The sequence below is a fragment of the Nonomuraea deserti genome (genome assembly GCF_004348685.1).
In the GTDB taxonomy this organism is placed as follows: Bacteria; Actinomycetota; Actinomycetes; order Streptosporangiales; family Streptosporangiaceae; genus Nonomuraea; species Nonomuraea deserti.
The window spans coordinates 1-5,631 of the sequence record NZ_SMKO01000327.1; the positions used below are offsets into that span (position 1 = coordinate 1).

Here is a 5,631-nt window from a genome sequence, read left to right on the forward strand (position 1 = left end):
CCCGTGCACGGACCCGCCCTCGACGCTCACCCGCAGCGTGCAGGGCCCGTCAGGTGTCCTGGACGTGCGCCACACGGCGCCGTCACCGCTCCGGCACCAGGTGGGATCGCCGCCACCACGCCGGTGCGGCTGCAGGGCCAGCCCCACGTCGAGCGGCCCGCCGGGCTCCCACCTGCGTTCCTTCACCCTTACAGTGTGCCGCGAGCGTGCGGCGTCTCAGACGTCACTGGAATAGCGCACGGCGCGTTCGGGCAGCGCGATGTCGGGCCAGACCCGCACGCCGTGCTGCAGCTCGTTGCCCGGCCCCACGACGGCCCGGTCGCCGATCACCGCTTCGTGCACCACCGCGCCCGCGCAGACCCGCGCTCCCGTGCCCACCACGGAGTCGGTCACGACGGCGCCGGGCTCGATGACGCAGTCGTCGAGCAGCACCGAGCCGACGACCGAGGCCCCGGCGCCGACCACGACCCGCGCGCCCACGGCCGTGCCGCCCTGCACCTTGGCCTCGACCGAGACCTGCGCCCCGTCGAGGGCCAGGTATTCGCCCGTCGCCCCGGGCAGCGCGGGCGAGCCGAGCCGGCCCAGCACCAGGTCGCGCGACCCGCGGACGAACGCGGCGGGTGTGCCGACGTCGAGCCAGTAGCTGCGGTCGGCGTAGCCCAGCACGAGCTCCCCCGACTCGATCAGCCCGGGGAACGTCTCCCGCTCCACCGACACGACCTCGTCGCGCGGGATCGCGTCGATCACCGACCGGGTGAAGACGTAGCAGCCGGCGTTGATGCGGTTGGTCACGGGGTTGGGGGTCTTCTCCAGGAACGCGGTCACCCGCCCTGATTCGTCGGTCGGCACGCATCCGAATCGGGTGGGATCGTCCACTTCTGTCAAATGGAGCGTTACAGCGGCCCGCCGTGCGAGGTGTGTGCGCACCTGATCGCCGATGTCGTGCCCGGAGAGGATGTCGCCGTTGAGGACGAGCACGGGATCGGAAGGGCCGGAGGTGAGCGCCTCCGCGGCGTTGCGGATCGCGCCGCCCGTGCCGAGAGGTGTCTCCTCCGTCATGTATTCGAGCGAGAGCCCGAACGCCGACCCGTCGCCGAAGGCGGGCTCGAACATCGCCGCCTTGTAGGACGTCGCGAACACGATCCGGCGCACGCCGAACGATCGCGCTCGGGCGAGTTGGTGGGCCAGGAACGGCACTCCGGCGGTCGGGAGCAGCGGTTTCGGCGTGCCCAGTGTCAGCGGACGCAGGCGCGTGCCCTGCCCCCCGACCAGGAGGATCGCCTCGAGGTCCGGCAAAGAGCTCTCCATCACTCCGTGAGGTTACCGAACTATTCGATCGCGCGTTGATAAGAGCTGAGATGCGCCTCGGCCGAGGCGTCCCAGGTGAACTCGCGGGCGCGCGCCAGCCCGGCCTCCCGCAGGTGCCGCCTGCGGTCGGGCGCGGCGAGCAGCTGTCCGAGCGCCGTTCCGATGCTGTCGGCGTCGGGCTCGGTGTAGGCGACCGCGTCGCCGCCCACCTCGGGCAGCGACGAGCGGTGGGTGGTCAGCACGGGCGCGCCGCAGGCCATGGCCTCCAGCACCGGCAGCCCGAAGCCCTCTCCCCGCGAGGGGAAGGCCACCACGAGCGCCCCGCCCAGGAACCCCGGCAGATCGGACGCGCCCAGGTAGCCGGGCCGTACGACCTTGACGGTGGCCTCGACCTCGCGGCAGGCGGCGTCGACGTCGTCGTCGCGCACGCCGCCGCCGAGCACCAGCGCGGGCGGCCGCTCCAGCGTCTTGACGGCGGCGGCGAAGCCGCGGATCAGGTTGGGAACGTTCTTACGGGGGTCGAGCGCGCCCAGGAACGCCACATAGGGCTGGCCGTGCAGCCCGCAGCGCATGGCCGCCCGGCGGATCTCCTCCTCCGACGGCGGGTGGAACTGCGCCAGGTCGACGCCGTGGTAGGCGACGTCGATGCGGGTGGGATCGGCGGCCAGCACGCGCACCAGCTCGTCTCTGGTCGCTTTCGACGGCACGATGACCCGCCGGGCGTGTCGCACGGCCGTACGGGTGGCGGAGCGGAAGAACGACGCCCGCGGGCGGTGCTCGTCGGGCTCGGTGAACCAGGTGGCGTCGTGCACCGTCACGACCGTCGGCAGCCCTGAGCCGAGCGGGATGGAGTAGTAGGGGGCGTGGATCACGTCCGCGCCCGCCTGGCGGGCCAGCAGCGGCAGCCCCGTCTGCTCCCAGGCGAGCCTGGCCGCCCTGTTGGTGATCGCGACGGGTCCGGCGATGACCTGGGCCGAGGGCGCGAGGCGCCGGTATCGCTCCGCTTCGGAGCGCTGGCAGACCACCGCCAGGTCCGCGCCGGCCCGGTCGAGCCCGGCCACCAGCCCGTCCACGTATCGGATCAGCGCGCCGCGGTCCGCGGGGACCGCCGCCGCATCGACGAGCACTCGAGGCATACGAAGATCTTCTCCCCTCAAGATCAACGCGGGGCCTGGCAGGCCCCCCTCTGGACTTCAGCTTATGACCAGCGTCCCCTAAATCGTGGTCCAAATCACACCTAGTCGCGACGTGCGGCGATTCCCGCCAGCCCGGCGCAGATCAGGTCCCCCACGATGATGACGACACGCGACGTCAGCGCCACCGCGATCGCGGGGCCGGCGGCCAGGTGAGGGGCCAGCACCCCGACCATGGCGACCTCCCGCACCCCCGCGCCGGCCGGCACGACGAAGGTCAGGATGCCCAGGGACCAGGACAGCGCGAACGCGCCGATGGCGAAGAGCAGCCCGCCCTGGGGGGCGATGAAGAAGAAGTGCACGCCGTACGCGGTCCAGCCGGCCAGCGCCCAGCCGAGGGCGGCGAGCATGCCGCGGCGGGTGAGCGGGCGTTCGAGCGGCTCGCGTTTGAGCCGGCGCAGGGCGTAGCCGATCACGCCGTTGACGACCTTGGGTTCGAGCAGGACCAGCAGCAGGGGGAGGAACAGCAGCAGCCAGCCGTAGCGGTCCCAGCCGAGCGTGACCAGCGTGACGAGCAGGCCGGTGGCCAGCTGGATCGGCATCATCAGGAAGAACGCCGCCGCGCTGCGCGAGCGCGGCACGCCGAGGTCGCGGCCCATCTCCATCTGCGCCAGCACGGGCCAGATCGCACCGGGGATGTATTTGCCGAGCTGGCCGACGAAGAAGACCTTGGCGGCCGCTCTGAGCGGCAGCGGGGAGCCGAGGTCGGACAGCAGGGTGCGCCAGATGAGCATGGCGCCGAGGAGCGCGGCGACCACCGCGACCAGCGACCCGGCCAGCGCGGGCCACGTCAGGCCGGCGAATCCGGCCACCACGTCGTCCCACTGCCTGGCCACGGCCCACACGCCGAACCCGAGCGCGATCAGCAGGAACACGTATCTGATCGCGGTCCGCGCCGCGGATCGCCTCGGGCGGGCCGCCTCGTCGCCCGCGCCGGCCGAGCCGTCGCTCAATCCGGCCGCGCCCGACCCGCCCGCCACCGGACCGCCCGTGCCTTGTCCGCCCGGTCCGCCCGCGCCCGGTCCGCCCGCGGCCGGTCCGCCCGCGCCTGGTCCGCCCGCGGCCGGTCCGCCCGCGCCTGGTCCGCCCGGACCACCCGGTCCGCTCGTGCCCGGTCCGCTCGCGCCCGGTCTGCTCGTGCTCACAGCGGGCGGACCGGCTCGGGCGGCTGCGGGAGCGCCGCGCCCGCGGGCCGCCGCGGCTTCTTGGTCGCCACCCACAGGTAGGTCGGCACGACCGGCAGCAGCAGCCGCAGCACCCCGCGCGGCGCCCTGGACAGCGCCGCCCGCACCACTCCGCCCAGCGCCCCCGGGAACAGCTCGGACCCGGCGAACCTGGTGGGCGTGGCCAGCACGGGGAACGTGTAGTCCCACACGTGGAAGGCGCGCAACATCCTGCGCAGCCCGCGCCGGGTGCGGAAACGTTCGTAGTAGTGGTCGGCCCGGCCGAACGCCCGCACGTAACGGTCGGCGGCCGCCGGCGGGAGGTAGGACAGGAACGGCAGCTTGTAGTGGGGCTCCATGACGCCGAGCCGGTTGCCGAGCCCGAGATAGAGCACCCCGTCGTCCGACAGCACGCGGTGCATCTCGGCCACCACCCCGTCGGGGTCGACCACGTGCTCGTAGATGTGGTTGAACACCAGCACGTCGACCGACCCGTCGGGGAACGGCAGCGCCGTGCCGTCGCCGCACACGAACGCCACCCGTTCGCCGAACCGGTCGGCCGCCTTGCGCAGGCCCGGCACGTCGATGTCGATGCCCATGGTGTGCTTGGCCCCGGCCTGTGCGAGCTCGTCGGCGATGAACCCGGCCGAGCAGCCCACGTCGCCCACGGTCAGCCCGCCCAGCGGCCCGTGGAAGTGCTCCAGCACCGCGATGATCTTCGCGGCCTTCCGCCTCCGCTTCTCCTCGTCGAGCATGGCGGACTGGAATTCGCTGTATTCGAGCTGCGCGACCCGTTGCTTCACCACGGTGGCCACAGTACCGACCTCGACGCCAATCCGATGTCAAGCCGCTTTGGTACGGTGACCGACCTGGATCAAAACCGACGAACGGGGCGAAGTGACGTTCTTCGACAAGATCAGGGGCGAGTTCATCGACATCGTCGAATGGCTCGACGACAGCCGCGACACCCTGGTCTGGCGATTCCCCCGCCACGAGAACGAGATCAAGATGGGCGCCCAGCTCGTCGTCCGGGAGTCGCAGGTCGCCGTCTTCGTCAACGAGGGCCAGATCGGCGACGCTTTCGCGCCGGGAACGTACACGCTGGAGACCCGTAACCTGCCCATCCTGTCCACGCTCAAGGGCTGGAAGTACGGTTTCCGATCCCCGTTCAAGGCCGAGGTGTACTTCGTCAGCACCCGCCAGTTCGCGGACTTCAAGTGGGGCACGCAGAACCCGGTCATGGTAAGGGACGCGGAGTTCGGGCCGGTGCGGCTGCGGGCGTTCGGCGCGTACGCGGCCAGGGTGATCGACGCCCGCGCCCTCCTGCGCGAGCTGGCGGGGACGGACCCGCGGTTCCGCACCGAGGAGGTGGAGGGCTACCTGCGGCAGATGGTCGTGGGGCGGCTCGCCCACGCCCTGGCCACCGCCGGCGTGCCGCTGCTGGACCTGGCCGCCAGGCAGCACGAGATGGGGCGGCGGCTGGCGGAGGAGCTGACGGCCGACCTGGCGGGCGCGGGCATCGCCATCCCGACCTTCACCATCGAGAACATCTCGCTGCCGCCCGAGGTGGAGCGGGCGATGGACAAACGCTCGCAGATGGGGATCGTGGGCGACCTCGGGCAGTACGCGAGGCTCCAGGCGGCCGAGGCGCTGGAGAACGCCGGCGGGGCGGGCGAGGGCATGGGGCTGGGCATGGGCATCGCCGCCGGTCAGCAGATGGCCGCGGCGCTCGCCCCCCAGAACCAGCCGGACGCCCGGCAGGTACCGCCGCCGCTGCCCGACGACGGCCCGTGGTATCTCGGGGTGGACGGCGAGCGGCGCGGGCCGTTCGACGAGGCCGGCCTGGCCGCCGCCGGGCTCGCACCCGACGCGCTGGTGTGGCGGGCCGGGATGCCGCAGTGGGCCCCGGCCCGCGACGTGCCGGAGCTCGCGACCCTGCTCCACGGCACGCCGCCCCCGCTCCCACC

General features: G+C 72.7%; 5 protein-coding genes and 1 pseudogene. 1 reads left to right on the plus strand and 5 read right to left on the minus strand.

The window, feature by feature from the left end; all coding sequences use genetic code 11:
* From E1292_RS49145 to E1292_RS49165, 5 genes and pseudogenes are all read right to left on the minus strand, one after another.
* A pseudogene (locus tag E1292_RS49145) lies at positions 1-186 on the minus strand (DNA-3-methyladenine glycosylase 2 family protein); the annotation flags it as partial.
* A 30-nt stretch (positions 187-216) separates the two neighbouring features.
* Positions 217-1,296 (minus strand): mannose-1-phosphate guanylyltransferase, encoded by a 1,080-nt coding sequence (gene manB / locus E1292_RS49150; RefSeq protein WP_246091009.1) that lies wholly within the window; start codon positions 1,294-1,296, stop codon positions 217-219.
* A 32-nt stretch (positions 1,297-1,328) separates the two neighbouring features.
* Positions 1,329-2,444, minus strand: coding sequence for a glycosyltransferase family 4 protein (locus E1292_RS49155; protein WP_132606685.1), 1,116 nt, complete (start codon positions 2,442-2,444; stop codon positions 1,329-1,331).
* A gap of 101 nt (positions 2,445-2,545) precedes the next feature.
* The gene (locus E1292_RS49160; RefSeq protein WP_246091011.1) at positions 2,546-3,481 is read right to left on the minus strand and encodes a lysylphosphatidylglycerol synthase domain-containing protein; all 936 of its coding nucleotides are present in this window, start codon (positions 3,479-3,481) and stop codon (positions 2,546-2,548) included.
* A gap of 161 nt (positions 3,482-3,642) precedes the next feature.
* Complete coding sequence (locus E1292_RS49165; protein ID WP_132606686.1) at positions 3,643-4,470, minus strand: class I SAM-dependent methyltransferase; 828 nt, start codon at positions 4,468-4,470, stop codon at positions 3,643-3,645.
* A gap of 91 nt (positions 4,471-4,561) precedes the next feature.
* On the opposite strand from E1292_RS49165, the gene E1292_RS49170 reads away from it, so the two are divergent.
* Positions 4,562-5,631, plus strand: a 1,070-nt coding sequence (locus tag E1292_RS49170) for an SPFH domain-containing protein (protein ID WP_132606687.1), incomplete at its 3' end; no start/stop codon positions are given.